We start from the raw sequence: 25339 nt of genomic DNA on the forward strand, positions 1-25339 counted from the left end.
CCGGCTGTTTCCAGTGGGTTTTTTGCTGCGGCGGCGCGGCTCAGTTGCCTTGGGCCGCGATCTGGCGGCGCAGGACCATGTCGCCAGACATCTGGTCGTAATAGGCCGGGAACTGATCGTGATTCACCGATGCGGCCAGGTCCTGCACGTCGCGGCGCACCTGCTTGGCCAGCTGGTGCAGCGTCATTCCCGGCTCCTGCAGCCGCGACAGAAGCGCCCGGGTGAAAACCGAGTTGGGATCGGCGTCCGCATCCGACAGCCGGTCCAGCGCAGTTTGCCCGGCCCCGGCGGAGTAAAGGATAAAGGCGCCTTCCGGCGGCTCCATCCGCACCAGGCCGCGGGTGCCGCCGACCGAGCGCTGGCCGTCCTGCGGGAAGGGATTGTTGCGGCAGGCGTCCAGGATCATGATGGTCGAGCGCGCGCCCTTGCGCTGGAAGGTGTCCAGGACCCGCGCTGCCGGAATGCTCTCGCCGGTCAGGTAGCTTTCGTCGCCGAAATTCACCATCGGCACATCCGAGGGCAGCAGATAATTGCGGCCGTCGACCTCGACCCCGTGACCGGCAAAGTAGAACAGCACCTCGTCGCCCGGCTTGATCTGGTTGGCAAAGGTGGAGACCGCGCTGTTGATGTCGCGGCGGCTGGCATCATAGAGCGTGGTCACCTCAAAGCCGAGCCCGGCGAGGGTGCTGCTGACTGCTTGCGCATCATTGCGGGCCTTTTGCAGCGCTGCGAGGTTCTGGTAGCCGTCCACTCCGATTACCAGCGCCCGGCGGCTGATCAGCGGCGCGGCGGCGTCATTCTGCTGCAGCAGCACCGGTGTGGCCGCAGCGGCAGTGCCGTTTTGCAGGATGACCGCGCCGTTCTGCATCTGCCCCTGTCCTTGCACCGAGGCGATCACCTGGCCTTGCGGGACGAATTGCCCCTGCTGCGGCACCTGTCCCTGCTGGCCGTACTGGCCCTGCGGCAGATACTGCCCCTGCTGGCCTTGCGGCACATATTGCCCCTGCTGGCCCTGATACTGCGGCTGCTGCGGAACGCCATAGGTCTGGGTGGTTGCGGCAAAGCCCATCTGCTGCTGGCCGTACTGCGGCTGCTGAACGTTTTGCCCGTATTGCTGCGGCACGCCGTAGGTGCCCGCATTGGCGCCGGCCATGGTGGTATTGGGCAGCGGATACTGGGGCTGCTGCGGCTGCGGCGCCAGCCGTTCGGCCAGATAGATCTTCAAAAGCCCCCGCGGCCCGTCGGGATGCGCCATGGCCTGCTGGGCGGCCAGATAGCCGCTGGCCTGGGCCCGCTGGAAAGACCCGATCAGCAGGTCCCGTTCAAAGTCATTGAGCTGGCCGGTCACCGGATAGCCCAGATAGGCCTGATAGCCGGAAATCGCCTGGCGCGACTTGCGGCCCAGCTGGCCGTCCACTGTTCCTGCCGGGAAGCCGAAGTAATTCAGCGATTGCTGGATCTGGCGGCCCTCCTGGGTGGAAGGCAGCCGGGAACGGCGGACCTGTTTGCTTCCGGACCGGCGCTGCTGGTTCTTGCCGATGGCGCCGCCGATGATCCCGCCAATGATGGCACCGGCTGCGAAATCGCCTGCATCCGCTGCAACGCGGGACGCAGGTGTCAGCGCCAGCGACAGGCTGATGGCGAATGTGGAAAGCAGCTTGAACCGCATATATACCCCCTAAAAATGCACTTTGTGATTGCATTGAGTGTAGCCGGGAACAGATCCCGTCAAATACCGGAATCCAGCACTAAAACGTAAAAAATCAGCCAAAGCTGCCGGCTTGCATCACAATTTTAACTACTTCCCGGGCGTCCGGGGCCATTGCGGTCTAGGGTCCTGGCCTTAATTGCGGACAAAGAAATGGCCGGCAATGGTGCCGGCCATGCCATTTCGTTCAAGCGCGGGTTTCGCCTTATTCGGATCCGAAGGACGGCAGCGAGAAACCTCCGCCCGAGGCCTGCACAGGCTGCACCCGGCCGCCTGCCAGCTTGGCCGAGGCGGCCCTGATCAGCTCTGCCCGTCCCGGCTGGCCGGGCGCAAAGACCGGCGGCGTGCCGCTGTCCAGAGAGATCATCGCCATACCGTACCAATCCTGGGCCTTTTCAGCCGTGACCGGCACCCCGTAGCCCAGCGCCAGATGATGGCCGATCAGCTCCGCATAGGGGCGCTTGCCGGTGCCGGTCAGGATCAGCGCGGCGCCCAGCGCCACCTCCATGTCGTCGCGGCGGTAGCCGGAGAACAGGCAGATCCCGGCGGTGTTCGAAAGCTGTTCGATCGACATGCCGGATTGCAGCACGAACTTCTGAACATCCCCCATCACCTCGCCGCTGCCGGCAGTGCCGAGCTTGGCCAGGAACGGCTGCACGGCCGGCCCGAAGGCATCGCACTGGCTGTCAATCTGCGCCTGGGACACGCCCTGCACCTTGCCGGCCCGGGTTTCGCCTGAGTTGATCGCATAGGAGCGGGCCAGGCAGAACTGCTCGCCCAGCGCCAGCTCCGGGTCGCTCAGGTTCTCGGCGGTCATATAGCCGCCGTTGGAACTGGTCAGCAGGCTCAGCTTGCTGCAGTAGCTGGTGAGCGAGGCAGTCTGCTCCGGCTGGTCGAACAGGGTGATGCCGCCCAGTGCCGCGCTCTCCTGCCCGGCAAAGGCTGTCACCGTGCTGCGGTTCTGCTGCGCGGCCTGCACCGGCGCCTCAGAGCCGGTGTCCACCATCCGGCAGGTGCCCTGGTGGCAGGCAAAGCTGGCAGGCGTCACGCCGCGGGCCAGGAAGTCATTGCGCTTGTAGCCTTGCGGGGTGGAGGCAAAGACCATCACCGAGCAGTTCGACGCGCCGCACCAGAACGAGCTGCCGGAAACCGAAGTGTCCAGCACATAGTCGTTGCGGCCGTCGCCGTTCAGATCCGCCAGCTGCATGAAACCAGTGCGCTGCAGCAGCTGTTCGCCCGTGGGTTCGGCACTGGCGGCAATTTCATCCACCGCGTGGCTGACCTCAGGCGGCAGCCCGCCATAGCCGCCGCCGCTGTAGCCGCCGCCCGCAGTGCGGACGCCAGCAGCCTCGTCCCGCCAGGTGTGCAGCACGCCGCGCACACCGTTCGGCCCCTGCATCGCCTTGATCACCTGCGGGCCGCCGACTTGCGCCCGGTTGTAGGAACTGACCAGGAAATTGCGCTCATAAGGTGCCAGATGCCCGGTGGCCGGGTAACCCATATGGATCTGGTACTGAGTGATCGCCGCGCGCGACCGCCGGCCCAGCACCCCGTCCGGCGAACCGGCATTGAAGCCGAAGTAGTTCAGCGCCACCTGAGTCTCGCGGTTTTGGGCGCGGGTGGCGGAATAGACCGGGGCGCGGCGGTAAGTGGTGCCTGCGCGCTGGCGCTGCTTGTTCCTGTGGACTTCGTTGACGATGACACCGCCGATCACGGCGCCTGCGATGGCTGCTCCCAGTTCATCCGCAATGGCTGGACCGGTGGCCGAGGTGGCCAGGAAAACGGCTGTAAAGGCCGGCTTGAGCGGCTTAGTAAACATGATACTCGCCCCCTATGGATACTCGCTACGGAATCAGGATACTCCACAGGCAGCGCTGGCACCTAGGGAATTTGCGGTGATTTTCCCCGCAAAGCCCCCGCAAAAGGATGGAAAAGGACAACAACGGCCATGGTTGAGTGGATCACATCGGACGGTCTTGTTGAGTATGATCAAGCGGTTGCCTTCATGGAGGAGCGCGCCGCAGCGATTGCAGCGGGCACTGCGCAAGAATGCATCTGGCTCTGCGAACATCCGCCGCTTTATACCGCCGGCACCTCGGCCAAGCGCGAGGATCTGACTGATCCGGAGCGTTTTCCGGTCTATGAGAGCAAACGCGGGGGCCAGTACACCTACCACGGGCCGGGCCAGCGGGTGGTCTATGTGATGCTGAACGTGGGCCGGCGCGGCCATGACGTGCGCCGTTTCGTGCAGCAGCTGGAAAGCTGGGTGATCGCCGCGCTGGATGAGTTCAACGTGCAGGGCCATATCCGCGACGGCCGTGTCGGCGTCTGGGTCGAGCGCCCGGAAAAGCCGCGCACCGTCTCGGGCGGCCTCGCCGAGGACAAGATCGCCGCCATCGGCATCCGCCTCCGCAAATGGGTGAGTTTTCACGGCATCTCGATCAACGTGGAGCCGGAACTGGAGCATTTCACCGGCATTGTTCCCTGCGGCATCACCGACTACGGCGTCACCAGCCTTGTCGACCTGGGGCTGCCGGTCACATTGGCGGATGTGGATGTGGCGCTGAAGCGCAGTTTCGATCAAGTGTTCGGCGGCTGACTCAGCGTTGCGCGGAGGCGGCGCAGTCCTGCAGCGTGGTCAGCACCAGTTCCGGAAAAGTATAGAACAGCAGCGCGCCCGCCTCCTGGCTGACGCAGAGCTGGGCATTGCGGATGCCGCTCAGCGCGTCGCGGATCTCTGGCAAGGGCGCCACGTGGTCTTCGCCGCCATGCACGAACACCGCCCGCGTGTCCCGGGCCAGGGCCAGTTTCCGGAACCCCTGCCGCAGCATCTGCACATCCGCCACAAACCCCGCCCCGCCCTGTTGCAGAAACAGCCCCTGGCTGTGCTTCAAAAGCGGCAGCAGGTTCATTGCATCCAGCATACGGCGTTCTTTTCCGCCGCGGGCGGACTGGATTTTCAGCAGCTTCTCGTGGCCGTACCAATGCAGGGCAGCGGACCAGCCCTTCATCAGTGCAGGCAGCATCCACCGGGCCCGGGCCGCGCAAAAGGCCACCAGCCAGGCGTAGCCGCTGAGGCTGGAAAACTGCCGGGTTGAGGTGATCGTGCAATTTGACGCCACCGCCACCAGCCCTGCCACCTGCTGGTGCAGCCGGTTGGCGGCCAGGCAGCCATACAGCGCGCCGCCGCGGTGGCTGAGCAGCACCGGCCGCTGCAGGTTTTCGCGGGCGATCAGCGCATCCAGCTGCCGCACGAAGACATCTCCGGGGTCCTGCCCGCGCTGCAGCGGCGCGGTGCCGCCATAGCCAGCCCGCATCGGCGCATAGACCCGGAATCCCAGCGTCCGCAGCTGCGGTTGCAGGCGCTGGAGCGGTGCGATCCCGTCCAGCAGCCCGTGCAGATAGATCACCGGCTGCCCGGTATCCCCGCCCAGGCGGAAATACTGAATGCGCCGGCCATCGCCGCCCTGGAACTCATCCGAAGGCGGCAGCATCTCGCCCCGGGCGATTTTCAGATCCCGGGTCCGCTCCTCCATCAGAAAGGCCGTGAGCCGGATCAGCTCGGCAGCGCCCGGCGCGCCGGCCCGGGCGGCAATCGGCCCCAGTTCCGCTGCCGCGCCCCGGCCGGATCCGGTCAGCAAGGCCTTGAGCGGCTTCAGATCCGCCGTCTGCAAGCCGAAAGCCGCAGCCAGCGGCGCTGCCGCATCGCAGCTCCAGTCCACATCCAGCCGCTCGGCCATCACCGCCGCCGTATCACCCGCCTTGCCAGGCCAGACCGGACGGCACAGGAATTTCTCGCCGGGGCGGCTGGTTTCAAGCACCAGGACATCCTGTGCCGGGACCGTCCCCTGCCGCACCTGCTCCAGAAAATTGCTCCAGCGGCCGGCCGCCGCCGCCGTCAGCCCCATCGCTGCCGGCAGGCCGGCGGCGCCGGTCACCTGCCGGGCCGCGCGCTGCGAGGCATTGAGCAGCGCTGCCCGCGGCCCGGTCCCGGCCAGCAGCCAGAACCGGCAGCAGTTGCCGGAATAGCTGCCCGGATGCGGCCGCCCTGCCCGTTGCCATTCCTGTTCCTGGATTTCCGCCGCGCGGGCAAAATGCGCCTGCAGCACCGGTGCCGCCCGGACCCGCTCCCGCGGCCAGCGGCCGCCCGGGCCCGCAGCTTCCCCCGGACCGGCTTGCAGCCCGGAAGAAAACCGGTCGAACTGCTCGGGCCGGATCATCGTTTCATAAATTGCGGCCACAACCTGGTCCTGCGACAAGGCCTGCGCACGGCACAAGAGCGTCACTCCTGCCCCTCCAATACTGCTTCCCACATCAAGAGGGCAGCGCGCCGTGCAAGCATAGGTATGGGTCCGGGCCCCACGGCCCGCCCGTTTCAGGCAATCTGCCTGTCAACTGAAAATACCCGGCTGATGCCGCCCCTCGTCAGAGCTGGCATACGGTGCCGGACCGGCCCACTTCTTGGGCTCCCATACGCTTGGGCGCGCGCGCCCTCTCCGAACTACAACCAATTTGAGAACCAGCTATGAGCAAATTCAACCGAAATTCAACATTTAATTCAAATGCGGTATTTTGCATAAGAAACGCCGCCCGGAGAGGCGGCGTTTCCAGGTAGTTCCTAAAGCAGGCGCTCCGGTCTCAGCCTGCTTCCAGCACGGCGCGGATTTTCTCCGCCTGTTCCTGGATCAAGGCCTGGTCGCCCATTTGCCCGGGCGGGCGCAGCCGGTCGCCTTCGTGGCGCGGCAGCACATGCATGTGCAGGTGGTACACCTCCTGCCCGCCCGCGGCCTCGTTGAACTGCTGCACCGTGACACCATCGGCCCCGAAAGCCTTGATCACCGCCTGCGACAGCTTCTGCACCGTCTGCATCACCGCCGCCAGCTGCGCCGGGCTGGCATCCAGCAGGTTGCGGCAGGGAGTTTTGGGAATCACCAGCAGATGGCCGTCCGCACGCGGCATGATATCCATGAAGGCCAGCGTCTCCCCGTCCTCATAGACACGGGCCGAGGGGATCTCGCCGCGCAGCAGTTTGGCAAAGATATTGTCGGGATCATAAGCGGGCATGCGCCGGGCCTCCTGTTTCGCTGTTTTCCCGGTTGTGCGCCCGCGCCGCGGCCAGGTCAAGCATCGGGCACGGGCCGCCCGGCGATGGCATTCAAGCCCCTGCGGCAATAATTCTTGATCGAGATCAAACTCCGCCATTGAAGGCCCCGTCAGGCCGCTCTAATACTCCCAAGGAATCCAGGCCGCCCGAAGTCCGTCTTTGGGGGCCTTTCGTTATGCAGCAGGAGGCACATAAATGGCAGACGCAGCCATTCATGGTCACGGCCACGAGGACGAGCGGGGCTTCTTTACCCGCTGGTTCATGAGCACGAACCACAAAGACATCGGCATTCTCTACCTGATCGTCTCGGCGATCGCAGGTCTCATTTCCGTCATCTTCACCGTCTACATGCGGCTGGAGCTGATGGATCCGGGTGTTCAGTACATGTGCGGCGAAGGCGCGCGTTTCTTCGCGGATCCGTCGCAGCCCTGTACCCCGAACGGCCACCTCTGGAACGTGATGATCACCGCGCACGGCATCCTGATGATGTTCTTCGTGGTGATCCCGGCGCTGTTCGGCGGCTTCGGCAACTACTTCATGCCGCTGCAGATCGGCGCGCCGGACATGGCGTTCCCGCGGATGAACAATCTGTCGTTCTGGATGTATGTCGCAGGCACCTCGCTGGCGGTTCTCTCGGTTGTCTCCCCGGGCGGCAACGGCCAGCTGGGCTCCGGCGTCGGCTGGGTTCTGTACCCGCCGCTGTCGGTGAAAGAGGGCGGCTACTCGATGGACCTGGCGATTTTTGCCGTGCACGTTTCGGGCGCCTCCTCGATACTGGGTGCGATCAACATGATCACCACCTTCCTGAACATGCGCGCACCGGGCATGACCCTGTTCAAGGTGCCGCTGTTCTCCTGGTCGATCTTCGTCACCTCCTGGCTGATCCTGCTGTCCCTGCCGGTTCTGGCCGGCGCCATCACCATGCTGCTGATGGACCGCAACTTCGGCTTCACCTTCTTTGATGCAGCCGGCGGCGGCGACCCGATCCTGTACCAGCACATCCTGTGGTTCTTCGGCCACCCGGAAGTGTACATCGTGATCCTGCCGGGCTTCGGCATCATCTCCCACGTGATCGCCACCTTTGCCCGCAAGCCGGTCTTCGGCTACCTGCCGATGGTCTGGGCCATCATCGCCATCGGCGTACTGGGCTTTGTCGTCTGGGCGCACCACATGTACACCGTCGGCATGTCGCTGAACCAGCAGGCCTACTTCATGCTGGCCACCATGGTGATCGCGGTGCCCACCGGTGTTAAGGTGTTCTCCTGGATCGCCACCATGTGGGGCGGCTCCATCGAGTTCAAAGCCCCGATGATGTTTGCCTTCGGCTTCCTGTTCCTGTTCACCGTCGGCGGTGTGACCGGCGTGGTGCTGTCGCAGGCTTCCGTGGACCGGGCCTATCACGACACCTACTATGTGGTTGCCCACTTCCACTACGTGATGTCGCTGGGCGCCGTCTTTGCGATCTTCTCGGGCATCTACTTCTACTTCGGCAAGATGACCGGCCGCCAGTACAACGAGCTGGGCGCACAGATCCACTTCTGGCTGTTCTTCATCGGCGCCAACCTCACCTTCTTCCCGCAGCACTTCCTGGGCCGCCAGGGCATGCCGCGCCGGTACATCGACTACCCGGAAGGTTTCGCTTACTGGAACAAGATCTCCTCTTACGGCGCGTTCATCTCCTTTGCCTCGTTCCTGCTGTTCTTCGGCGTGGTGATCTATTCGCTGCTGCGCGGCGCCCGCGTCACCCAGAACAACTACTGGAACGAATACGCGGACACCCTGGAGTGGACCCTGCCCTCTCCGCCGCCGGAGCACACCTTCGAAATCCTGCCCAAGCAGGAAGAGTGGGACCGCTCGCATTCGCACTAAGCGGCTGAGTTTCTGAAGACGAAAGGCCCCGGAGCTAATGCTCCGGGGCCTTTTTCATGGGCGCCGCACCGGCTAAAACGCCGCAGTGGAAATCTGCTGTTTCCGCCGCATCTTTAAACAAGATCCCATCCTGCAACAGGCCGCATGCGATGCCCTACAACTGGACCCAGCCGCAACACGGCGCCCAGCGCGAACTGCACCTCTGGCCGCATCAGTCGCTGCGCCCCCGCGGCTATGTGCGCTTCCTGGGGCTGACCGCCGCGCTGATCTGCGTGCCGCTGGTGCCGCTGCTGGGCTCGTTCCTGCTCTGGGGGCTCTTGCCCTTCCTGCTGCTCACCCTGTTCGGGATGAAATGGGCACTCGACCGCAACCGCCGCGACCACCAGATTCTCGAGGTTCTGACCATCGGGCCGGAAAACGCGCGGCTTGAACGGTTCACCCCCGACGGCCGCCGTCAAAGCTGGCAGTGCAACCGCTACTGGACGCGGGTCGGGATGCACGATCACGACGGCCCGGTCCCCCATTACGTCACCCTGCAGGGCGGCGGCCGCGAGGTGGAAATCGGCGCCTTCCTGTCCGAGGATGAACGGGTGGCGCTCTACGGCGACCTCAAAACCGCCTTCGCCCGCTGAAAGGCAAAGCGGGCCCGCACTGCGGACCCGCTCTTTCATCTTTCTTAAAATACTCCCGCCGGAGGCCGCGCGCATCAGCGCGCATTCCCGTCAGCAATCGCCCTTGCTGCAGAGCTGATCCTTCACCATCGGACCGGCTTTGCCGAAATCCATCTGGCCGGTGTATTTCGCCTTCAGGGCGCCCATCACCTTGCCCATGTCGCGAATCAATTCGGCACCGGTCTCAGCCACCGCAGCCTTGATTGCCTCGGCCACCTCCCCGTCGCTCAGCTGCTGCGGCAGGAATTCCTCGATGATGGCGATCTCGCCCAGTTCCTGCTCCGCCAGATCCAGCCGCCCGCCTTCCTCATAGGCGCGGGCGCTTTCATTGCGCTGCTTGGTCATCTTGCCAAGGATGGCAAGGATTTCAGCGTCCCCGATGCTGCTTTCCTCGCCATCGGCGCGGGCCGCGATCTCGCGGTCCTTGATCGCCGCGTTGATCAGCCGCAGGGTGGCCAGCCGGGCGGCGGCCTTGTCTTTCATCGCTTGCTTCAGGGCCTGGTTGACCCGGGTGCGCGTATCCATGTGCAAAAGCATCCTCGTGGTTGCCGGACACCGATGGTTATCCAAAATGCGGCACTGGCGCAAGTTTACAGTAATTTTCTGCAACCTGCCGCGGCGTCAGCCCGCCGCCCCCCGCCCCCGTCCATGCAGGCTTGACCCGCATGGGCGCTCCCCTTACAAGCCCATGAATTTATCCCGCATGGAGACTCGCGCAATGGCCGCTTCCGCCCCGACCAAGCCCACCGCATGCCTGGCGCTCGCTGATGGCACCGTCTTTTACGGCACCGGTTTCGGCGCCACCGGCGACACCGTGGCCGAGCTCTGCTTCAACACTGCGATGACCGGCTACCAGGAGATCATGACCGATCCCTCCTACGCCGGCCAGATTGTCACCTTCACCTTCCCCCATATCGGCAACACCGGCGTCACCCCTGAGGACGACGAGACCGGCGATCCCGTCGCGGCCGGCATGGTGGTCAAATGGGATCCGACGCTGGCGTCCAACTGGCGCGCCACGGAAGAGCTGAAGGACTGGCTCACCCGCACCGGCCGCATCGCCATCGGCGGCGTCGACACCCGCCGCCTGACCCGCGCGATCCGCCAGCAGGGCGCGCCGCATGTCGCCCTGGCCCATGACCCCGAAGGCAACTTCGACGTCGAAGCGCTGGTCGCCAAGGCCCGCGGCTGGCAGGGGCTGGTCGGCCTGGATCTGGCCAAGGACGTCACCTGCGCCCAAAGCTACCGCTGGGACGAGATGCGCTGGGCCTGGCCGGACGGCTATTCCCGTCAAGAAGCGCCTGCGCATAAGGTTGTGGCGATCGACTATGGCGCCAAGCGCAACATCCTGCGCTGCCTGGCCTCGGCCGGCTGCGACGTCACCGTGCTGCCCGCCACCGCAACAGCTGAGGAAGTGCTGGCGCATAATCCCGACGGCGTGTTCCTGTCGAACGGCCCCGGCGACCCGGCGGCCACCGGCGAATACGCGGTGCCGATGATCCAGGACGTGCTGAAAGCGGACCTGCCGGTCTTTGGCATCTGCCTCGGCCACCAGATGCTGGCGCTGGCGCTTGGCGGCAAGACCGTCAAAATGAACCACGGCCACCACGGCGCCAACCACCCGGTCAAGGAACATGCAACCGGCAAGGTGGAAATCACCTCTATGAACCACGGCTTTGCCGTCGACGCGCAGACCCTGCCGGAAGGTGTCGAGGAATCGCATGTGTCGCTGTTTGACGGCTCCAACTGCGGCATCCGCATTGCCGGCAAGCCGGTGTTCTCGGTGCAGCACCACCCCGAGGCCAGCCCCGGCCCGCAGGACAGCTTCTATCTGTTCGAACGCTTCGCCGAGGCCATGGCCGAGCGTAAATCTGCGTAAAAAATCAGTTAACCATGCCGTTTGGCGGCATGGTTAACGCTGCATTTACCAATTTTTAAGCCGCCGCCGCCAGCCTGAACGCCTCTGGTGAGTTTTGTTGCAGGCCGGCGATGAGTTTCATGTCACAACCGCTGCGCCGGCCCAGGCCGCCGCAGCCAGCCGAACGCAGGCGCGCGGCCGCCCTGCCGCTGCGGGCCGACGGCGGCAGCATGATGAAGGCGCTGGTGCTGCGGCAGCATCAGAAGGCGGCGCTGGGGCGGGTGCTGGTGGCCGAAGGGCTGGCCACCGAGGATCAGGTGCAGGACACGCTGGCCCGGCAGTACCGGATGCAGCGGGCCGATCTGTCCGGCCAGGTTGCCAACCCCCGGCTGCTGGCCCGCAAGCCCGCGCAATTCTGGCTGCGCCACTGCGCCCTGCCCTGGATGCAGCTGGGCCAGCGCGTCACCATCGCGATCGCCCATCCCGACCGCTTTGCCGCACTTGCCGCAGAGCTGAAAGACAGCTTCCCCGAGATCACCCCGGTTCTGGCCAGCGAAGACCAGATCACCGCCTTGCTCACCGCCCATTTCAGCCCCGCCCTGGTGCGCCAGGCCAGCTGCAGCGTGGTGCCGCGGCTAAGCTGCCGCACCATGCAGCCCGCACACGGGCGTGCGGTCCTGACTGCCTGCGCCCTGCCCGCCTTCTACTTCCTTTGGACCGCCCCGGCGGCAGTCTTCACGGCCCTCAGCCTGCTGGCGCTGCTGTCGGTGCTGCTGTTCACCGCGCTGAAGCTGTGCGGCCTGGCGGCCTATTGGACCGCCAGGGCCCGCCGCGCAGATGCCGCACCGCCGCCGGCCCGCGGCCTGCCTCAGGAAAAGCGGCCGGTCATATCGGTCATGGTGCCGCTCTACAAGGAAGCCGAGATCAGCCGGGCGCTGCTGGCCCGGATCCGCAAGCTCAGCTACCCGCGCGCGCTGACCGACGTGATCCTGGTGCTGGAGGCCCATGACTGCATCACCCGCGCCGCCCTGGCCGCCACCCGCCTGCCGCCCTGGATCCGGGTGGTGGAAGTGCCGCCCTTCGGCGGGCTGACCACCAAGCCGCGGGCGATGAACTATGCGCTGAACTTCTGCCGCGGCGATCTGATCGGGGTCTGGGATGCGGAGGACGCGCCGCAAGCGGACCAGCTGGACCAGGTGGCGCGGGCCTTTGCGCGGGCCAGTCCCGAAACCGTCTGCTTCCAGGGCGTGCTCGACTACTACAACCCCGGCACCAACTGGATTTCGCGCTGCTTCACGCTGGAGTACGGCAGCTGGTTCCGCATTGTGCTGAACGGCATCGCCCGGCTCGGGCTGGTGGTGCCCCTGGGCGGCACCACCATGTTCATCCGCCGCCAGGTGCTGGAGGAGCTGGGCGGCTGGGATGCCCACAACGTGACCGAGGACGCCGACCTGGGCGTCCGCCTCTACCGGGCCGGCTACCGCACCGAAATGCTGCCCAGCACCACATACGAGGAGGCCAACTGCCGCCCCTGGCCCTGGGTCAAGCAGCGCTCGCGCTGGCTCAAGGGGTTCATGGTCACCTACCTGGTGCATATGCGCCAGCCGCTGCGGCTGCTGAACGAGATCGGCTGGAAGCGGTTCCTGGGGTTTCAGGCCTTTTTCCTGGGCACAGTCGGGCAATTCCTGTTTGCCCCGGTGCTGTGGTCCTTCTGGCTGATCACCCTCGGCCTGCCGCATCCCGCCGCAGGCACCGTAGCGCCGCAGCTGCTGACGCTGGCGGCAGCGGCGCTGGTGTTTTTCGAAGGGCTTGGCCTGACCCTCAGCATCACCGCGGCCTTTGCCATGGGGCGCCCCTGGCTCGCGCCCTGGGCGCCGGCCATGCTGCTCTATTTTCCGATGGGCGCCCTGGCCGTGGCCAAGGCCGCGCATGAGCTGATCGCCTGCCCGTTCTTCTGGGACAAGACGGCGCATGGTGTCAAAGCCGCCGCCAAGGGCCCCGGCAAACAGCGGCGCCCGCGCGGCCGGGCCAGACGGTTTATCCCCGCCCGCTGGCGTCCTCTTTCAAACGGGTCATGAAGGCCACCGAAATATGCTCCTTCAGCGCCGCCCCCGCGGCTGCCTCGTCGCGGCGGCTGATCGCATCGACGATGCCCTTGTGCTCGGACTGGGCAATCTCGCTGCGCCCCTCCGCCGCCAGCGAGGTGGTCGCCATCAGTGCCATGGTCCGGTGCACCAGGTCCAGCTGCTGCACCAGATAGCGGTTGTGCGAGGCCAGGTGGATCTGTTCGTGGAACCGGCGGTTGGCCTTGGACAGTTCGGTGGGGTTGTCCACCAGCGCATCATCCGCCTCCACCATCTCCTTCAGGACCTTGATCTCTTCCTCGGTGGCATGGCGCGCGGCCAGCTGCGCCGCCAGCCCCTCCAGCTCGCGCCGCACCACGTAAAGCTCAGCCATCTGGTTGTGGTCCAGCGACGCCACGATCAGCGAACGCCCGTCGCGCTCCAGCAGCGATTGCGTCTCCAGCCGCTGCAGCGCCTCGCGGATCGGCGTGCGCGACACGCCAAAGCGTTCCGCCAGATCGCTTTCCACCAGCCGGTCGCCGGGCTTGTAGACGCCGACGTCAATCGCCTCGAGGATCAGCGCATAGGCATCTTTCTGGTTGCTGCGGCTCTGGCTCATGGTCTTTCCTGTCTTATCCGGTCTGCCAATCTCTACAGCCCGCGCCGCCGCATTCAACCCTGATGGCGCCAACGCGCTGAAAACCCGCAGCCAAAATGCGCTTTTGATTGCGAATCCGCCGCCTGCGCCCTACTGCGAACCTATGCCCAAGCAATCCTTCTCCCATGTCACCCAATGGGTGTTCGACCTCGACAACACGCTCTATCACCCGTCAGCGCGGCTGTTCGACCAGATCGAGGTCAAGATGACGGCCTATGTGATGGAGGCCTTGGGCGTGGAAAAGACGGAGGCCGACCGCCTGCGCAGCCACTACTGGCGCGAACACGGCACCACCCTGGCAGGGCTGATGCGCGAGCATGATCTGGATCCCGACCCCTATCTGGTCGCGGTGCACAACATCTCGATGGACCACCTGGAAAAGGACGCAGCCCTGGCCGCCGCCATCCGCAACCTGCCGGGCAAGAAGATCGTCTACACCAACGGCTCCGCCCCCTATGCCGAGCGGGTGCTGGCCGCCCGCGGTCTGTCCGGCCTGTTTGACGGCGTCTATGGCGTCGAAAACGCGGACTACCACCCCAAGCCGGAGCGCCGCGCCTTTGACAAGGTCTTTGCCCAGGCCGGCGTGGCGCCAGTCCAGGCGGCCATGTTCGAGGACGACCCCCGCAACCTGGCCGCACCGCATGAGATGGGCATGCGCACTGTGCATGTGGCGCCTGAACCTGTGACAGCGGAACACATACACCACCACGCGGATGATCTGGCGGGTTTTCTGGCAAATCTGGTCTGATTTCAGCACCCTTCCAGGACGTATTCCAGCGCCGTTTGCCGCATTCCGGATTGTGCACAACGGCATGCCGGCAATTCTTCGCACCTGCGGCAAAATAGACCTGTTTGCTGCATCTTTTCCTCCCTATATGCGCCGCGGAAACCGACGAAACTGGAGCCTCGACATGGCCGCATATGCTCTCCCCGCACAGCTGACGATCTGGCAGCGCATCCTCTTTGCCGTCCCGGTTCTGGGCCGGATCATGAAAGAGGTCGCCTATGGGCCGGAAGAGAACCTCTATTACGCGCTGGCAACCCTGGTCAGCGCCTGGGGCTGCGCCATCCTGCTGTTCGGTCTTCCCGGGCTTTACATCCCCGCCCTGTGCATGGTGCCGGTGATGTTCATCCTGCTGATCACCATCACCCGCGGCTAAAAGCCGTATCTGCCGGTATCGGCTTGTCTTCCCCCTGCCTGCGGGCCTATCTCTGGGCAAAGAGACGGAGGGCTGAGACATGGCCGATACCAGCGCCGAAACCTGCGACATCCTGATTTCCGGCGGCGGCATTGCGGGACTGACCGCAGCCGCCGCTTTTGCCGCCCAAGGCTTCCATGTGATCTGCGCCGACCCGGCCCCGCCTGTGACCGAGCGCGACGCCGAAGGCTCCGACCTGCGCACCACCGCCTTCCTGCAACCGGCGCAAGCGCTGCTGGAGCGCTGTGGCCTCTGGGCGCGGCTGGCGGACCACGCCGCGCCTTTGCAGATCATGCGTATTGTCGATGCGGGCGGTGTGCGGCCCGAACCCCGCGTGGTCAAGGATTTCAACGCCGCTGACATCTCTGAACAGCCGTTCGGGTGGAACCTGCCCAACTGGCTGCTCAGGCGCGAGATGATTGCCCGGCTGGCAGAACTGCCCAATGCGGACCTGCGCTTTGGCACCGGCACCACGGGCCTGTTCACCCGCACCGATGAGGCGCGCGTCAGCCTCAGCGATGGCAGCCAGGTTGCGGCAAAACTGGTGATCGCCTGCGACGGCCGCAACTCGCCGATGCGCGAGGCAGCGGGCATCCCGGTCAAGACCACCCGCTACGGCCAGAAGGCGCTGGCCTTTGCCGTCACCCACCCGGTGCCGCATGAAAACGTCTCCACCGAGATCCACCGCTCCGGCGGCCCCTTCACCCTGGTGCCGCTGCCCGACTATCAGGGCCAGCCCTCCTCAGCGATTGTCTGGATGGAGCGCGGCCCGCGTGCGCAGGAGCTCCTGAACCTTGCACCTGAGGCCTTTGAGGCCGCCATGACCCGGCGCAGCTGCGGGCTGTTCGGCGACCTGAAACTGGCCTCGCGCCGCACCATCTGGCCGATCATCAGCCAGTCGGCGGCGCGGCTGAACGGCGAGCGGCTGGCGCTGATGGCCGAGGCCGCCCATGTGGTGCCGCCAATCGGCGCGCAGGGTTTGAACATGTCGCTCGGCGATCTGCGCAGCCTGCTGGAACTGGCCGAAGCCCGCCCCGAAGGCCTGGGGGACGCGCAGATGCTGGAGGCCTACCACAAGGCCCGCCATAATGAGATCCTGCTGCGGGTGAAAGGCATCGACCTGCTCAACCGCACCTCGATGCTGGCGCCGCGCCCCTTGCGCGACCTGCGCGCCTTTGGCCTCAATGCGCTTTATTCGCTGGCGCCGGTGCGCAAGACCCTGATGCAGATGGGGCTGGGGGTTAAATAAGAAAAGCGGCTTTCCCAAAGGGAAAGCCGCTGCCTCCGGCGGGGATATTTTCAGCCAGAAGAAGAGCGAATCCGGGCGGCTTCCCGCCCGGGAAGGGCTTAGAGCACCTGATCCACGACGGTTTTCAGGCGCGCGATGGTGGCATCTACGTCATAGAGTTTGTCGAGACCGAACAGGCCCAGGCGGAAGGTGCGGAATTCGGCAGGCTCATCGCATTGCAGCGGCACGCCTGCCGCGATCTGGGTGCCAAGTGCGAGGAACTTCTTGCCGTTCTGCACCTCCGGATCGGTGGTATAGCTCACCACCACGCCCGGCGCGCCAAAGCCCTCGGCAGCCACGGAGGTGATGCCCTTTTCCTTCAGCATCGCCCGCACGCCATTGCCCAGCGCCCATTGCGCATCGCGCAGCTTATCGAAACCGTATTCCTTGGTTTCCAGCATGGTGTCGCGGAAGGCCTTCAGCGCATCGGTCGGCATAGTGGCATGATAGGCGTGGCCGCCGTCCTCATAGGCCTTCATGATGGTGCGCCACTGTTTCAGGTTGATCGCGAAACTGTCCGAAGCGGTCTCCTCCAGCCGCGCCAGCGCACGGTCCGAGAACATGACCAGACCGGCGGAGGGCGAGGCGCTCCAGCCTTTTTGCGGGGCGGAGATCAGCACGTCGACACCAGTGGCCTTCATGTCGATCCAGGCGCAGCCCGAGGCGATGCAGTCCAGCACCATCAGCGCGCCAACTTCATGCGCGGCGGCTGCCATGGCAGTCACGTAATCGTCGGGCAGGATCACACCCGCCGCGGTCTCAACATGCGGGGCGAAGACGATATCGGGCTTCTGCTCCTTAATCGCAGCCACCACATCCGCAATCGGTGCGGGCTCAAACGGCGAAGCGCTTTCATTGCCGGTGCGGCGCGCCTTCATCACGGTGGAGGATGCGGTGAACCCGCCGGCCTCGAAAATCTGGCTCCAGCGGTAGGAGAACCAGCCGTTGCGCACCACCAGCGCGTTGGCGCCGCGGGCAAACTGGCGTGCCACCGCCTCCATCGCATAAGTGCCGCCGCCGGGCACCAGCGCCACTCCTTCGGCGTTGTAGACCTCTTTCAGCATTCCGTTGATGTCCAGCATCACCTGCTGGAATGTCTTGGACATATGGTTCAGCGAGCGGTCGGTGAAAACCACCGAAAATTCATCCAGACCCTGCGGGTCGACGGTCTCGAGCAGTGCCATCTTGGCCTCCCTTACATTCCTCATCATACGGCTAGCCGGTGCCGCGCAGTTTGGCAAAGCCTCCCGTGGCATACATCCGGCCGCCGTCCTCCGAAGGGCGATACTGGCGAAGGCACGGATAAAAGACAGCCCATGGGCGACAGAAAGCAGGTGAATTTGCGCCAAGGGTGTTTCGCATCGGAAACAAACGTCAGCCCAAGGGCCCCGGCCTCCGCTCCTCGCTCAGGAGCACATTGGCCTCAACATTGCCGACCCCCGGCAAGGTCATCACCCGCCGCCGCAGCACCCGTTCAAAGTCGGATATATCCCGCGCCGTCACCCGCAGGCGGTAGTCATACATGCCCAGCACATGCTCCACCGTCTGCACCTCGGGGATAGCGGAGACCGCGCGTTCAAAATCCTCCAGCGAGACCCGCCCCTTGGTGGCCAGTTTCACGCCCAGAAAGACGGTGACGCCAAAGCCCAGCTTATCCTTGTCGAGATCCAGCCTGCGGCCCGCGATGATGCCCGCCTCTTGCAGCCGCTTGATCCGGCGCCAGGCGGCGGGCTGGCTTAACCCCAGTTGCCGGCCCAGGGCACCGGCCGATTGGGTAGCGTCTTCGGACAGCGCCCGCAGCAGCGCAAAATCAAGATCATCCAGCGCGCTCATACCGGCAGCACCTCGTTCGACTTGATCCGCGCCACGTGCATCAGCGCCTCGATATCGGTGATATGCGGCAGGTTCAAAATGGCGGCGCGGTAGATCTGCTGGTAATGCGGCATGTCGCGCGCAATCACCGAAAGCCGCACATCGACCTGGCCCAGAAAGGTCTGGATCTCAATCACCTCGGCAATGCTGCGGGCCGCCTCGATGAACTCATCAAAGGCGCGCGGATTGGTCTTGTCCAGCGTCACCCGCAGGGAGACTTCCACCTCGTACCCCAAAGCGCGCCAGTCGATCACCGCCCGCTGGCCGAGAATCACGCCGCCGTCGCGCAGCTTCTCCAGCCGCCGCGACAGGCGCGAGGCGCTGAGGCCCAGCCGTTCGGCCAGATCCGGAATCGATTGCTCCGGGTCGCTTTGCATGTAGCGCAGAATGCGCCGGTCGAGATCATCAAGCATGATTTCATCACTATCACGCAAAATCGCGAATAACTACCGCGATAATACTGCGATTTTATCGCGCAACAGCAATCGCCTTCCCGCCCTACATGCCTATGATGCCCTCAAACACCAAACGAAAGGACGTGGATCATGCGCGTTTATTACGACCGCGATTGCGATGTGAACCTGATCAAGGACAAGAAAGTGGCCATCCTGGGCTATGGCTCCCAGGGCCATGCCCACGCGCTGAACCTGCGCGACAGCGGCGCCAAGAACCTGGTTGTTGCGCTGCGCGAAGGCTCCCCCTCCGCGAAGAAAGCCGAAGGTGAAGGCCTGCAGGTCATGGGCATCGCAGAAGCGGCGGCCTGGTGCGACGTGATCATGTTCACCATGCCCGACGAACTGCAGGCTGAGACCTACAAGAAATACGTCCACGACAACATCCGTCCGGGCGCAGCCATCGCGTTCGCCCACGGCCTGAACGTGCACTTCGGCCTGATCGAGCCGAAAGAAGGCGTCGACGTCATCATGATGGCGCCCAAGGGCCCGGGCCACACCGTGCGCGGCGAATACACCAAAGGCGGCGGCGTGCCCTGCCTGGTTGCGGTTCACACCGACGCCACCGGCAAAGCGCTGGAAACCGGCCTGTCCTACTGCTCCGCCATCGGCGGCGGCCGCTCGGGCATTATTGAGACCAACTTCCGCGAAGAATGCGAAACCGACCTGTTCGGCGAGCAGGCAGTTCTCTGCGGCGGCCTGGTTGAGCTGATCCGCTGCGGTTTCGAAACCCTGGTCGAAGCCGGCTATGCCCCGGAAATGGCCTACTTCGAGTGCCTGCACGAAGTGAAGCTGATCGTTGACCTGATCTATGAAGGCGGCATCGCCAACATGGACTACTCGATCTCCAACACCGCCGAGTACGGCCAGTACGTCACCGGCCCGCGCATCCTGAAGTACGACGAAACCAAGGCCCGCATGAAAGCGGTTCTGGAAGACATCCAGCAGGGCAAATTCGTGCGCGACTTCATGCTGGAGAACCAGGTTGGCCAGCCGACCCTGAAAGCCTCCCGCCGTGCCAACGACGAGCACCTGATCGAAGAAACCGGCGCCAAGCTGCGCGGCATGATGCCCTGGATCTCGGCCGGCAAGATGGTCGACAAAGAGAAGAACTAAGGCGCCCGCGGAACCTTCCGCAGCCTTTTCCTCTGCAGGGCGCTCCATCCCGGGGCGCCCTTTTTCTTCCGGAAGTCATTTCCCAGCCCGGCCGATAGGCCGGGCCGCGCCCGACCCTCCCCACGGGAGGGCGCTTCGTACCCACCCAGGGTCAGGCGCTGCCCTCAGCTTCTGACGCGTGACGTTTTTGCAAGGAGGAAGATATGCCAGACTCCCCCGGCGCCGCCAATTGGGCCAAGCTTTTGTTCCTCGGTGTGATCTGGGGCGCCTCCTTCATGGCGGTGTCGCTGGCGCTCCGGGGTTTCCCGCCGATGACCATCGCCGCGCTCAGGATCTCGATCGGCGCGCTGTGCCTCCTGGGCGTGGTCTATGCAATGGGCATTGGCCTGCCCTCCCCGCGCTCACGCGACGGCCGGATCATCTGGGCCTGCGCCCTTGGCATGGGGTTCTTTACCAACGCCCTGCCCTTCACCCTGCTCAGCTGGGGGCAGACATACGTCGCCAGCGGCTTTGCCGGGGTCTGCATGGCAGTGGTGCCGCTGTTTGTGCTGCCCTTGGCACATGTTCTGGTCCCGGGCGAGCATATGACACTGCGCCGCACCATCAGCTTCCTCATTGGCTTTGCGGGCGTTGTGGTGCTGATCGGACTCGACGCCTTCCGCTCCGCCGGAACCGATTTTGAATCGCTGGCCCGCCTCGCCTGCCTCGGCGCCTCGCTTTGCTACGCCATCGGCTCGATCATCACCCGGCTCTGCCCGCAGGTGAACATGCTGTCGCTCTCCGCCGCGGCGCTTCTGTGCGGGGCTGCCATGATGACCCCGGCCGCGCTCTGGGCCGAGGGCGTGCCGGACCTGCCCGCCGCCCTGCCACTTGGGGCCGTGATCTACCTGGGCCTCTTGCCAACCGCCCTCGCCCAGGTGCTGCTGGTCCAGATCGCCCGCAGCGCAGGCCCGGCGTTCCTGTCCACCGTGAACTACCAAGTCCCGGTCTGGTCGGTGATCTTCGGCGCAGCCCTCCTTGGGGAAACCCTGCCGCCGCAGCTGTTTGCCGCCCTGGCGCTGATCCTCGGCGGCCTGCTGCTCAGCCGCAGCCGCCGCCCGCGCACGGCCTGAAGCGCAAACTGTTCGATAGATAACAAAGCAATTGCCATTGACCCCGCCCGCCCGGCGGGGTCTTGTCGCGCGGTGAACCGGCACGAGGGACCCATGCCCGATATCGCACCGCGCTACTGGCTGATGATTGCCACCCTGGGCTTTGTCTGGGGCGCAACCTTTCTGCTGATCAAGCTGGCATTGGACGGCATCACCCCGTTCTGGCTTGCCGCCGGGCGGATCGGTTTTGCCGCGCTGCTGCTCTGCGCGGTCTGGGGCTGGCGCGGCTTCAAGCTGTTCAAGGGCGAGGCCAGCTGGGGCCCGCTGATCCTGGTAGGCATCATGAGCACCGCTTTGCCCTTTATGCTGATTTCCTGGGGCCAGCAGCATGTCTCCTCGGGTTTTACCGGCGTCAGCATGGCGGCGATCCCGCTGATGGTGCTGCCGCTGGCGCATTTTTTCGTGCCCGGCGAGCAGATGACCCTGCGCCGCCTCATTGGCTTCAGCATCGGCTTTGCGGGGGTCGCTCTGCTGATCGGCGGCAAGGCCTTTGAGAGCAGCGGCGCGGAGCTGGAGGCCTACGGCCGGGCTGCCTGCCTCTCGGCAGCCGCCTGTTACTCCATCAGCTCGATCCTGACCCGCCGCCTGCCGCCCGCGGACCCGGTGGGGCTGGCAGCCATCTTCCTGGTGATCGGCTGTTTCATCATCTTCCCGGCCGCTTGGGCCACCGAAGGCCCGCCGGTGATACCGGACACCAAGACGCTGCTTATTGCCGCCGTCCTTGGCCTGATCCCCACCGCCGCCGCCAACCTGCTGCGCGTCATCGTGGTGCGCGAAGCCGGCCCCACCTTCATGACCCTCACCAATTACCAGGTGCCGGTCTGGGCAGTGGTGCTGGGCGCCGTGTTTCTCGGCGAGGAGCTGCCGCCCTCGATGCTGCTCGCGATGGTGATGATCCTGGGCGGCCTCGGCCTCAGCCAGTTCGGCAGGCTGAGGCGGCTGTTTGGCAAAGAGGGCTAACGCCTCAAGGCGTTATTCAGCGACGGCGGCCTCAACGGCCGCGACAACACTGTCGACTGTCAGCGTCATCAGCCCGGCATCTTCGCATTCCACCATAACGCGGACCAGCGGTTCGGTGCCGGACTTGCGGATCAAGAGCCGCCCCTGCCCCTCCAGAGCCTGCTCGGCAGCCGCAATCGCCTCCTGCACGCGCCCGTCTTCCAGCGGCGCTTGCCCCGCCTGGAAGCGCACATTGCGCAGCCGCTGCGGCACGGTTTCGAACTGATGCGCCAGCTCGGATGCCTTCTTGCCGGTCTGCACCATTTCCGCCAGGAAATGCAGCCCCGCCATCAGCCCGTCGCCGGTGGTAGCATAGTCGCTCATCACGATATGGCCGGACTGTTCGCCGCCCAGGTTGAAACCGCCCTCGCGCATCCGCTCAACCACATAGCGGTCGCCCACTGCGGTGCGCTCCAGCCCCAGGCCCCTGCTTTCCAGATAGCGTTCCAGTCCGAGGTTCGACATCACCGTCGCCACCAATGCACCGCCCGACAGCTGGCCCTGCTCGGCCCAGCGGGTTGCCAGCAGCGCCATCAGCTGGTCGCCATCGGCCACAGTACCGGTCTCGTCGATCACGATCACCCGGTCCGCATCGCCGTCCAGGCAGATCCCCACATGGGCGCCATGCGCCACCACCGCCTCGGCCGCGGTCTGCGGCTGGGTCGAGCCGCAGCCGCGGTTGATGTTCAGACCATCCGGCGCCACCCCGATCGGGATCACATCGGCGCCCAGCTCCCACAGGATTTCCGGCGCCGCCCGGTGCGCCGCACCATTGGCACAGTCGATCACCACTTTCAGCCCGTTGAGGCCCAGATTGCGCGGCAAGGAGCTTTTGACCCGCTCGCCATAGCGGAAACGGGCGTCGTCGATCCGCTTGGCCCGGCCGATATTGGCCGATTGCGCAGGCTCGACACCGGCATCGACCAGCGCTTCGATCTCCATCTCGGCGCTGTCGGACAGTTTGAAACCGTCGGGGCCGAAAAACTTGATGCCATTGTCTTCGGACGGGTTGTGGCTGGCCGAGATCATCACGCCCAGGTCCGCCCGCATGGAGCGGGTCATCAGCCCCACGGCCGGCGTCGGCACCGGCCCCAGGAGCAGCACATTCATCCCGGTCGAGGTCAGCCCCGCGGTCAAGGCATTTTCGAACATATAGCCCGACAGCCTTGTGTCCTTGCCGATCACCACCCGGTGCACACCGCTGGCATCGCGCCGGAAATACCGGCCCACCGCCGCGCCGATGCGCAGAGCCATATCAGCGGTCATGGGATGAACATTGGCGGTGCCGCGCACGCCATCAGTGCCAAAGAGTTTACGCATTATGCTTTCCTGCCCAAAAGAGCCTTAACGAACGGCCTGCCACAGACGCAGTGCCTGCACCGTCTCGGCGACATCATGCACCCGCAGGAATTGCACGCCTTGCGCCAGCGCCGCAAGCCCTACTGCAATCGAGCCCGGCGCCCTGGCATCGGCGCGCGGCTCATTGCCGATCTTGCCGATAAAGCCCTTGCGGGACACCCCCAGCAAGATAGGGCAGCCCAGCCCGTGGAACAGGCTGAGATTGCGCAGCAGCGTCAGGTTATGTTCCTGCGTCTTGCCGAACCCGATACCGGGGTCGATCACGATCTGCTCGCGGATCACGCCGATGGCCTCCAGCCGGTCGATCTGCTGTTCCAGGAAGTCATAAACGTCCAGCAGCACATTGGCGTAATACGGATCATCCTGCATGGTCGCCGGGTCGCCCTGGGCATGCATGATGCAGACCGGCACACTGGCCTGCGCCGCCAGCGGCGCCAGGGCGGGGTCATAGGTGAAGCCGGAGACGTCATTCAGCAGGCTGGCACCGGCCTCCAGCGCTTCCATCCCGACATTGGCCTTGCGGGTGTCGATCGACACCGGCACGGAGCTTTCCGCACGGATCGCCGCAATCACCGGCGCGGTGCGGGTGATTTCCTCGGCCTCGGGCACCTCTTCGGCGCCGGGACGGGTGGATTCACCGCCCACATCAATGATCGTGGCGCCCTCTGCCGCCATCCGCAGCGCCGCTTCCTTGCCGGCCTCGGCGCCCGCATGGCGGCCGCCGTCCGAGAAACTGTCCGGCGTCACGTTCAAGATGCCCATGATCTGCGGCTGGGTCATGTCCAGCCCGGCAATCGAGGCCCGGCGCGCGCTCAGGCGGCGGCGTTCGACCTCAGGCACAAAGCCGACCGGAGCCACCCGCGGCGGCGCCTCCCGGCTCAGGATCTCTACTTCGGTGAACCACAGGGCACTGCCCGCCAGAGAGACGGCGCCTTCGGGGCGCGCCTCGCCATGTCGAACCAACGGCCGGTAATATGTCACAGTTGTGCTTGCTCCACGCTGACGGCCCGCAAGGGGACACCGGGATTATCAGGCAAATCCCCGCCAAGCACAATCATCTCGCCAGCTTCAAAAGTCGCCGCGAACCAGGCCGCCAGGGCAACCGTGTCCGAGGGCGGCGCAGAGGGCCCGTCGACCGCGTCCAGCACGATCTTGGAGGGCGCCCAGACGCAGATCTGGCCGTTCTTCATCGCCCAGTCCAGCTCGGTCCGGGTCGAGACCACCACACAGCGGTCATCCTTGGCCGCCAGGCGCCAGGCGTTCTGTTCAATCGCCAAAAGGTCGATGCGCCGCTGGGTCCATTTGTGACCGGTCTGCGGCACCTGCAGCGGATGCGCCTCTGTGCACAGGATCAAGGGCCGCTGGCGGCACTGCATCTGGTCGATCCAGCCGGCCAGGTTGCCACTGTCGATCGCCGCGTTCGACAAATACATCAGCCGCGGATGCGGGCGTTCTTCCTCATCCACCGAATGGGTCAGCTGATCCTTGGAGCGCACCACCTCGACACCCAGCGCGCCGGGGCCGCGGTCCAGCTTCTCGATCCGCACGAATGCGCGCACCGCCTGGTGCTCCAGCAGGATCCGCTCAGCCACGCGTTCGGCCAGCGTCTCCAAAAGGTTCAGCCGCTCGGCCGCCAGTTCATGGGCAATCGCCTCGGTCAGCTTGTCATAGGACAGGATCCGGTCGACATCGTCATCCAGGTCCTTGGGCAAGGGGGCAATTTCGACCACCACATTGAAGCTGATCCGCTGGGTCGAGCCGCGCTCGGCCTGGAAGGCGCCGATCTCGACCTCGACCGTGTGGTCGCGCAGGGAGATGCGGTCCAGCGGGCCCGGTGCGGCAGTCGCCATCGAACGCTCGGAAGGATGCGCAAAGGCAAGGCGGATTTCAGAGGGCATGGGAAAACGGGCCTTTGGCTGGCTGGTCGGGTGATGGGACCCGACAATAGACTTTCGGCGCCTTCATAACAGGG

23 protein-coding genes are annotated in these 25339 nt (G+C 65.0%); 11 read left to right on the top strand and 12 right to left on the bottom strand.

Annotation, left to right across the window (positions count from 1 at the left end; translation table 11 throughout):
* Window positions 1-40 precede the first annotated feature (40 nt).
* Window positions 41-1669, bottom strand: a complete 1629-nt coding sequence (locus tag ACXAEH_RS09725) for a caspase family protein (protein WP_475032336.1) — start codon at window positions 1667-1669, stop codon at window positions 41-43.
* A 244-nt stretch (window positions 1670-1913) separates the two neighbouring features.
* Entirely contained in the window at window positions 1914-3527 is a 1614-nt protein-coding gene (locus ACXAEH_RS09730) for a peptidoglycan-binding domain-containing protein (protein ID WP_475032338.1), read from the bottom strand.
* Window positions 3528-3596: 69 nt separating this feature from the next.
* On the opposite strand from ACXAEH_RS09730, the gene lipB reads away from it, so the two are divergent.
* Window positions 3597-4307: a lipoyl(octanoyl) transferase LipB gene (lipB, locus tag ACXAEH_RS09735; protein WP_475035553.1), complete on the top strand. Its 711-nt coding sequence runs from the start codon at window positions 3597-3599 to the stop codon at window positions 4305-4307.
* 1 nt (window position 4308) lies between these two features.
* Here lipB and ACXAEH_RS09740 read toward each other — a convergent pair whose 3' ends face one another.
* Window positions 4309-5994 carry an alpha/beta fold hydrolase gene (locus ACXAEH_RS09740; protein ID WP_475032339.1) on the bottom strand — a complete coding sequence of 562 codons (1686 nt, stop codon included), beginning with the start codon at window positions 5992-5994 and terminating at the stop codon, window positions 4309-4311.
* Between the two features lie 352 nt (window positions 5995-6346).
* Window positions 6347-6772, bottom strand: coding sequence for an HIT family protein (locus tag ACXAEH_RS09745; protein ID WP_475032341.1), 426 nt, complete (start codon window positions 6770-6772; stop codon window positions 6347-6349).
* A 235-nt stretch (window positions 6773-7007) separates the two neighbouring features.
* On the opposite strand from ACXAEH_RS09745, the gene ctaD reads away from it, so the two are divergent.
* Both ctaD and ACXAEH_RS09755 read left to right on the top strand, forming a co-directional pair.
* Window positions 7008-8681 carry a cytochrome c oxidase subunit I gene (gene ctaD / locus ACXAEH_RS09750; protein WP_475032342.1) on the top strand — a complete coding sequence of 558 codons (1674 nt, stop codon included), beginning with the start codon at window positions 7008-7010 and terminating at the stop codon, window positions 8679-8681.
* A 149-nt stretch (window positions 8682-8830) separates the two neighbouring features.
* Window positions 8831-9313, top strand: a complete 483-nt coding sequence (locus ACXAEH_RS09755; RefSeq protein ID WP_475032343.1) for a DUF2244 domain-containing protein — start codon at window positions 8831-8833, stop codon at window positions 9311-9313.
* A 90-nt stretch (window positions 9314-9403) separates the two neighbouring features.
* On the opposite strand, the gene ACXAEH_RS09760 is transcribed toward ACXAEH_RS09755, so the two are convergent.
* A complete protein-coding gene (locus ACXAEH_RS09760; protein ID WP_475032345.1) occupies window positions 9404-9877 on the bottom strand; it encodes a GatB/YqeY domain-containing protein in 474 nt (157 codons plus the stop codon).
* Between the two features lie 193 nt (window positions 9878-10070).
* Here ACXAEH_RS09760 and carA point away from each other — a divergent pair, with 193 nt between their 5' ends.
* Together carA and ACXAEH_RS09770 are read left to right on the top strand one after the other, a co-directional pair.
* The gene (gene carA, locus ACXAEH_RS09765) at window positions 10071-11231 is read left to right on the top strand and encodes a glutamine-hydrolyzing carbamoyl-phosphate synthase small subunit (protein WP_475032347.1); all 1161 of its coding nucleotides are present in this window, start codon (window positions 10071-10073) and stop codon (window positions 11229-11231) included.
* Window positions 11232-11350: 119 nt separating this feature from the next.
* Window positions 11351-13288, top strand: coding sequence for a glycosyltransferase (locus ACXAEH_RS09770; protein ID WP_475032349.1), 1938 nt, complete (start codon window positions 11351-11353; stop codon window positions 13286-13288).
* Here the strand turns inward: ACXAEH_RS09770 and ACXAEH_RS09775 are convergent.
* Window positions 13248-13892, bottom strand: coding sequence for a GntR family transcriptional regulator (locus ACXAEH_RS09775; RefSeq protein WP_475032351.1), 645 nt, complete (start codon window positions 13890-13892; stop codon window positions 13248-13250). The genes ACXAEH_RS09770 and ACXAEH_RS09775 overlap by 41 nt on opposite strands.
* A gap of 142 nt (window positions 13893-14034) precedes the next feature.
* On the opposite strand from ACXAEH_RS09775, the gene ACXAEH_RS09780 reads away from it, so the two are divergent.
* The 3 genes from ACXAEH_RS09780 (at window position 14035) to ACXAEH_RS09790 (ending at window position 16379) form a co-directional block, all read left to right on the top strand.
* Window positions 14035-14679 carry a pyrimidine 5'-nucleotidase gene (locus ACXAEH_RS09780; protein ID WP_475032353.1) on the top strand — a complete coding sequence of 215 codons (645 nt, stop codon included), beginning with the start codon at window positions 14035-14037 and terminating at the stop codon, window positions 14677-14679.
* A gap of 163 nt (window positions 14680-14842) precedes the next feature.
* A complete protein-coding gene (locus ACXAEH_RS09785) occupies window positions 14843-15091 on the top strand; it encodes a hypothetical protein (RefSeq protein ID WP_475032355.1) in 249 nt (82 codons plus the stop codon).
* Between the two features lie 79 nt (window positions 15092-15170).
* The gene (locus ACXAEH_RS09790; RefSeq protein WP_475032356.1) at window positions 15171-16379 is read left to right on the top strand and encodes a UbiH/UbiF family hydroxylase; all 1209 of its coding nucleotides are present in this window, start codon (window positions 15171-15173) and stop codon (window positions 16377-16379) included.
* Between the two features lie 98 nt (window positions 16380-16477).
* On the opposite strand, the gene ACXAEH_RS09795 is transcribed toward ACXAEH_RS09790, so the two are convergent.
* The 3 genes from ACXAEH_RS09795 to ACXAEH_RS09805 form a co-directional block, all read right to left on the bottom strand.
* On the bottom strand, window positions 16478-17602 hold the full coding sequence (locus ACXAEH_RS09795; protein WP_475032358.1) for an aminotransferase class V-fold PLP-dependent enzyme: 1125 nt from the start codon (window positions 17600-17602) through the stop codon (window positions 16478-16480).
* Window positions 17603-17792: 190 nt separating this feature from the next.
* On the bottom strand, window positions 17793-18251 hold the full coding sequence (locus ACXAEH_RS09800) for an Lrp/AsnC family transcriptional regulator (RefSeq protein WP_475032360.1): 459 nt from the start codon (window positions 18249-18251) through the stop codon (window positions 17793-17795).
* Window positions 18248-18703 (bottom strand): Lrp/AsnC family transcriptional regulator, encoded by a 456-nt coding sequence (locus tag ACXAEH_RS09805; RefSeq protein ID WP_475032362.1) that lies wholly within the window; start codon window positions 18701-18703, stop codon window positions 18248-18250. Before ACXAEH_RS09805 ends, ACXAEH_RS09800 begins: the two co-directional genes overlap by 4 nt.
* Window positions 18704-18835: 132 nt before the next feature.
* Between ACXAEH_RS09805 and ilvC the strand changes: the two genes are divergently transcribed.
* From ilvC to ACXAEH_RS09820, 3 genes are all read left to right on the top strand, one after another.
* A complete protein-coding gene (ilvC, locus tag ACXAEH_RS09810) occupies window positions 18836-19858 on the top strand; it encodes a ketol-acid reductoisomerase (protein WP_019298383.1) in 1023 nt (340 codons plus the stop codon).
* Between the two features lie 203 nt (window positions 19859-20061).
* Window positions 20062-20970: a DMT family transporter gene (locus tag ACXAEH_RS09815; RefSeq protein WP_475032364.1), complete on the top strand. Its 909-nt coding sequence runs from the start codon at window positions 20062-20064 to the stop codon at window positions 20968-20970.
* A 93-nt stretch (window positions 20971-21063) separates the two neighbouring features.
* Entirely contained in the window at window positions 21064-21969 is a 906-nt protein-coding gene (locus ACXAEH_RS09820; RefSeq protein ID WP_475032366.1) for a DMT family transporter, read from the top strand.
* Window positions 21970-21981: 12 nt separating this feature from the next.
* Here the strand turns inward: ACXAEH_RS09820 and glmM are convergent, their stop codons facing one another.
* The 3 genes from glmM to ACXAEH_RS09835 are packed head-to-tail and all read right to left on the bottom strand — an operon-like array spanning window position 21982 to window position 25265.
* Window positions 21982-23328, bottom strand: a complete 1347-nt coding sequence (gene glmM, locus ACXAEH_RS09825) for a phosphoglucosamine mutase (RefSeq protein WP_475032368.1) — start codon at window positions 23326-23328, stop codon at window positions 21982-21984.
* A 24-nt stretch (window positions 23329-23352) separates the two neighbouring features.
* Window positions 23353-24348: a dihydropteroate synthase gene (folP, locus tag ACXAEH_RS09830; RefSeq protein WP_475032370.1), complete on the bottom strand. Its 996-nt coding sequence runs from the start codon at window positions 24346-24348 to the stop codon at window positions 23353-23355.
* Window positions 24345-25265 (bottom strand): dihydroneopterin aldolase, encoded by a 921-nt coding sequence (locus tag ACXAEH_RS09835; RefSeq protein WP_039163632.1) that lies wholly within the window; start codon window positions 25263-25265, stop codon window positions 24345-24347. The genes folP and ACXAEH_RS09835 overlap by 4 nt, the downstream gene beginning before the upstream one ends.
* Between the last annotated feature and the right edge of the window lie 74 nt (window positions 25266-25339).

Source organism: Leisingera sp. ABM4_060, assembly GCF_056158765.1.

Excerpts from the sequence above, each read along its gene's own strand:
- ACXAEH_RS09725 (WP_475032336.1), bottom strand. The coding sequence starts at position 1,669 with ATGCGGTTCAAGCTGCTTTCCACATTCGCCATCAGCCTGTCGCTGGCG.
- ACXAEH_RS09730 (WP_475032338.1), bottom strand. The coding sequence starts at position 3,527 with ATGTTTACTAAGCCGCTCAAGCCGGCCTTTACAGCCGTTTTCCTGGCC.
- ACXAEH_RS09745 (WP_475032341.1), bottom strand. The coding sequence starts at position 6,772 with ATGCCCGCTTATGATCCCGACAATATCTTTGCCAAACTGCTGCGCGGC.
- ctaD (WP_475032342.1), top strand. The coding sequence starts at position 7,008 with ATGGCAGACGCAGCCATTCATGGTCACGGCCACGAGGACGAGCGGGGC.
- ACXAEH_RS09755 (WP_475032343.1), top strand. The coding sequence starts at position 8,831 with ATGCCCTACAACTGGACCCAGCCGCAACACGGCGCCCAGCGCGAACTG.
- ACXAEH_RS09760 (WP_475032345.1), bottom strand. The coding sequence starts at position 9,877 with ATGGATACGCGCACCCGGGTCAACCAGGCCCTGAAGCAAGCGATGAAA.
- carA (WP_475032347.1), top strand. The coding sequence starts at position 10,071 with ATGGCCGCTTCCGCCCCGACCAAGCCCACCGCATGCCTGGCGCTCGCT.
- ACXAEH_RS09770 (WP_475032349.1), top strand. The coding sequence starts at position 11,351 with ATGTCACAACCGCTGCGCCGGCCCAGGCCGCCGCAGCCAGCCGAACGC.
- ACXAEH_RS09775 (WP_475032351.1), bottom strand. The coding sequence starts at position 13,892 with ATGAGCCAGAGCCGCAGCAACCAGAAAGATGCCTATGCGCTGATCCTC.
- ACXAEH_RS09780 (WP_475032353.1), top strand. The coding sequence starts at position 14,035 with ATGCCCAAGCAATCCTTCTCCCATGTCACCCAATGGGTGTTCGACCTC.
- ACXAEH_RS09785 (WP_475032355.1), top strand. The coding sequence starts at position 14,843 with ATGGCCGCATATGCTCTCCCCGCACAGCTGACGATCTGGCAGCGCATC.
- ACXAEH_RS09790 (WP_475032356.1), top strand. The coding sequence starts at position 15,171 with ATGGCCGATACCAGCGCCGAAACCTGCGACATCCTGATTTCCGGCGGC.
- ACXAEH_RS09795 (WP_475032358.1), bottom strand. The coding sequence starts at position 17,602 with ATGGCACTGCTCGAGACCGTCGACCCGCAGGGTCTGGATGAATTTTCG.
- ACXAEH_RS09800 (WP_475032360.1), bottom strand. The coding sequence starts at position 18,251 with ATGAGCGCGCTGGATGATCTTGATTTTGCGCTGCTGCGGGCGCTGTCC.
- ACXAEH_RS09805 (WP_475032362.1), bottom strand. The coding sequence starts at position 18,703 with ATGCTTGATGATCTCGACCGGCGCATTCTGCGCTACATGCAAAGCGAC.
- ilvC (WP_019298383.1), top strand. The coding sequence starts at position 18,836 with ATGCGCGTTTATTACGACCGCGATTGCGATGTGAACCTGATCAAGGAC.
- ACXAEH_RS09815 (WP_475032364.1), top strand. The coding sequence starts at position 20,062 with ATGCCAGACTCCCCCGGCGCCGCCAATTGGGCCAAGCTTTTGTTCCTC.
- ACXAEH_RS09820 (WP_475032366.1), top strand. The coding sequence starts at position 21,064 with ATGCCCGATATCGCACCGCGCTACTGGCTGATGATTGCCACCCTGGGC.
- glmM (WP_475032368.1), bottom strand. The coding sequence starts at position 23,328 with ATGCGTAAACTCTTTGGCACTGATGGCGTGCGCGGCACCGCCAATGTT.
- ACXAEH_RS09835 (WP_039163632.1), bottom strand. The coding sequence starts at position 25,265 with ATGCCCTCTGAAATCCGCCTTGCCTTTGCGCATCCTTCCGAGCGTTCG.